Origin of the sequence: Acinetobacter sp. YH16042 (assembly GCF_013417245.1) — a bacterium.
Lineage (GTDB): Bacteria > Pseudomonadota > Gammaproteobacteria > Pseudomonadales > Moraxellaceae > Acinetobacter > Acinetobacter amyesii.
In genome coordinates this window covers 1-2,706 of the sequence record NZ_VPEJ01000077.1, presented here as the reverse complement: position 1 = coordinate 2,706, position 2,706 = coordinate 1, and the positions used below count along the sequence as shown (strand labels likewise).

The 2,706-nt window shown below is 37.6% G+C and carries 3 protein-coding genes and 2 pseudogenes; 1 reads left to right on the top strand and 4 read right to left on the bottom strand.

The genetic code is table 11. The annotated features are described in order from the left end of the window. Together FTV37_RS16920 and FTV37_RS16915 are read right to left on the bottom strand one after the other, a co-directional pair. Positions 1-353: pseudogene (locus FTV37_RS16920) on the bottom strand (mobilization protein); the annotation flags it as partial. Next, positions 343-753 carry a MobC family plasmid mobilization relaxosome protein gene (locus FTV37_RS16915; RefSeq protein ID WP_174660743.1) on the bottom strand — a complete coding sequence of 137 codons (411 nt, stop codon included), beginning with the start codon at positions 751-753 and terminating at the stop codon, positions 343-345. The gene FTV37_RS16915 and the pseudogene FTV37_RS16920, both read right to left, overlap by 11 nt. A gap of 1,002 nt (positions 754-1,755) precedes the next feature. Between FTV37_RS16915 and FTV37_RS16910 the strand changes: the two genes are divergently transcribed. Continuing rightward, the gene (locus FTV37_RS16910) at positions 1,756-2,163 is read left to right on the top strand and encodes a hypothetical protein (protein ID WP_174660742.1); all 408 of its coding nucleotides are present in this window, start codon (positions 1,756-1,758) and stop codon (positions 2,161-2,163) included. Here the strand turns inward: FTV37_RS16910 and FTV37_RS18045 are convergent. Together FTV37_RS18045 and FTV37_RS16905 are read right to left on the bottom strand one after the other, a co-directional pair. Next, a complete protein-coding gene (locus tag FTV37_RS18045) occupies positions 2,129-2,257 on the bottom strand; it encodes a hypothetical protein (protein WP_257222498.1) in 129 nt (42 codons plus the stop codon). The genes FTV37_RS16910 and FTV37_RS18045 overlap by 35 nt on opposite strands. A 127-nt stretch (positions 2,258-2,384) precedes the next feature. After that, positions 2,385-2,706 (bottom strand): annotated as a pseudogene (locus FTV37_RS16905) (aspartyl/asparaginyl beta-hydroxylase domain-containing protein); the annotation flags it as partial.

Sequence of the window (2,706 nt, the reverse complement as noted above, 5' to 3'; positions counted from 1 at the left end):
TTGGGAATCACAAAATTAAGCTCAAGCCTTGTCTCACCTGTGTCCTGATTAATTTTGTCTTGGTGCTGTACCCATAAAATTTGATACTGGTCTTTATCTAGTCCTGGAAATAAACATTCCTCAAAATTTTGCATTATTTTCTGTTTATCCTGGTCAGATAAATCATGCTCATAAAAGGACAAACAACCACTGGTATATTTTTTTGCAAAAGGACTGCTATCAATCAATTGTGCTGTCAGTTCTACATCACCACTAAGCACCTGTGCGTGTTCACGCTCTCGATCTTCACCCAATAAATAATCAAGACAACCTTTTGACAAACCTGAACCATGTCGAAAAAAATCAACGATCATCTGGACGTAACTCCCGAAGCTGTTGATCAATTGAAATCAATAAATGAAGTAACTTCACTTTGTCAAAAGTACCTACCCCTGCAATATCGGTATTCACGGCTTTGGCAATCTGATTCACATTATTACCAATTCGACCAAGTTCTAAAATTAACACTCGCTCTGTCTTGCTATACGAAGATTCAACAACCTTTGTTACTTTAATTTTTTGGTCATCATCTGCTTTGGAATTATGAATTTTAGTCGCTTTCTCTACTGCTGCTTGTCTAAGTAACTTTGCAATCGAACCATAAGGATTATTTGAATCAAGCAATTGATATTCTGATTCAGAAAGTCTGACTTTAAAGGTTCTCTCTCGAACAGCTTTACCTTGCTTATTCTCTTGTTGTTCATGTCCTGACATTTCAATCTACCCTGCTTTGGCTTTTGTAAGCTTTAAATTGGAAAATCTTTGATTTTTCTTTTTAAAGCTTTTCGGGGGTATCGGGGGTGAAGCCCCTGATCAAGGTCACAGACTATCACTGTTTAACAAAGTTAAATAGGGGTAGCTGTGTATCCTTGCTTATTTAAAAATGGACAAAGTTGTTATATGAAAATTAAATCAATTGACGCGGTATATAAACTCTAGGAAGTATTGGCATAAATCTTGTAAAACAAAATGCTCTCAACTCTCTTTCAACGTCCCCACATCCCTCGCTTTGCTCGGGCTGATGGTGAACGTTGAGAGAGTTTCGGCAATACTTTCCCTAAGGGTCGCTGATTCAAAATCAACATCCCTTAAGTATTGCCGATTAACCTGTAATTGGGCTGACGGAGCCACGCATCGGTCGTATCCGCACATGGTTTTGCTGACCATGCAGACAAGGACTAAAGGTTTTGCACCTTCTCCCACACGCTCCCTGTCGAAGTATGGCGATATCTCTGCGAGGATTCCTCCAACATGCAACTTCACCGACCTATACAACTACTTCCAACGCTCCGCCTATGTGAGATCCCCTGTAAGCGGTTTAGCCTTTCGACTATCGCTACGATGCACCAGTGACACTTATCCCTCCACATGCACCGCATATGTTCCTTTAAAAAAGGGCGCACAGAAGTAGATAAAGCTCGACCGTTAGGTGCTTATTTGATGATTTAAACTACTGAATTAACGAAGGACTTCAAATTGAGGCTTGTCAAACTAGTTCTTTTCTTTAAAATAGGAACTGGTACTAGCCGTAAGGTGAATATCAGTATGAGTTGGTAGCTCTGCCGATCTTTCGTTAATTGATGTTGGTAGCATCAAATAACTGTACCCACAGAATATAAAGCGAAAGTCCAATAAGTTTCAAGACTTATTGGACTTTTTCTTTTTTATAAAGATAATTTTAAAAATTATTTATAAGCCAAATAGTTGAGACTTAAATTGGGAATTCTCGTTAATGACAATAAAGTTGTTACTTTCACCTCAGAAACAGAACAACTAGTAAATACGTCATTAGATGCTAACCCTAATCATCACAAACTTAATGACTTAATTGTGCATAGTGTCTTTAAACGTTTGTATAGTCGTCAGGGGGGTGATGGGAATCCTTTAATTTACGCCCTAAAAGGACAAAAAGGATTCTCAATATCTCTTAAAGAGTGTGGAAAATTCAACCCCAATATCTCTAAAATTCTCCATAGCTTAATGCATGAAAAAGATTATGAAGTAATCCTTACAATGCCATCATCCCACAAAGTAGTAGAGAGATTTGCCAAAAAAATCAATAGAATAAATAAAAATCATTGTATTTTAATTAATGAACAGGATATTGCTGCATGGTACCTTTAGCTTGCATCGTCAGTAATAATTGAATGAGCAAGCCACTCATACAAACAATAAAGGCCACCACCCACCAATCTTTTTTAGAACTAAACGTGTACATTGCATCCCCCATCTATTGTTTTCATTCTATACAAGATTTTTCGATTGGCATGCAACTTTGCAGATTAATTTTAAAGCACATAAAAAAACGCCCCGAAGAGCGTATTTTTTCAATCTTTGCTTCACGATTAAAATAAATATGGGCGCACAAAAATCAGGAAGAAAATACCCAACATCAAAAACCATTTTAAGAAGTAGTACACGCGACTATTTTTAGCTTTTAAGGCCTTCGCTTTTAAACGCACTTGATAGACATAGCCAAAGACTTTGTTTAAGCCACCTGTCTGATCGCCTGCTTCATTCGGAGAACTTGCTGCGGTCATCACATTCTTGCCAAACCAGTGATTAAACTTTTGCATCCAGCGAGATTTTAACGGACGCTCAACATCGGCAAAGAAAATAATACGGTTTTGAGAAGTACCATTTTCAGCATAGTGAATATAGGTTTCA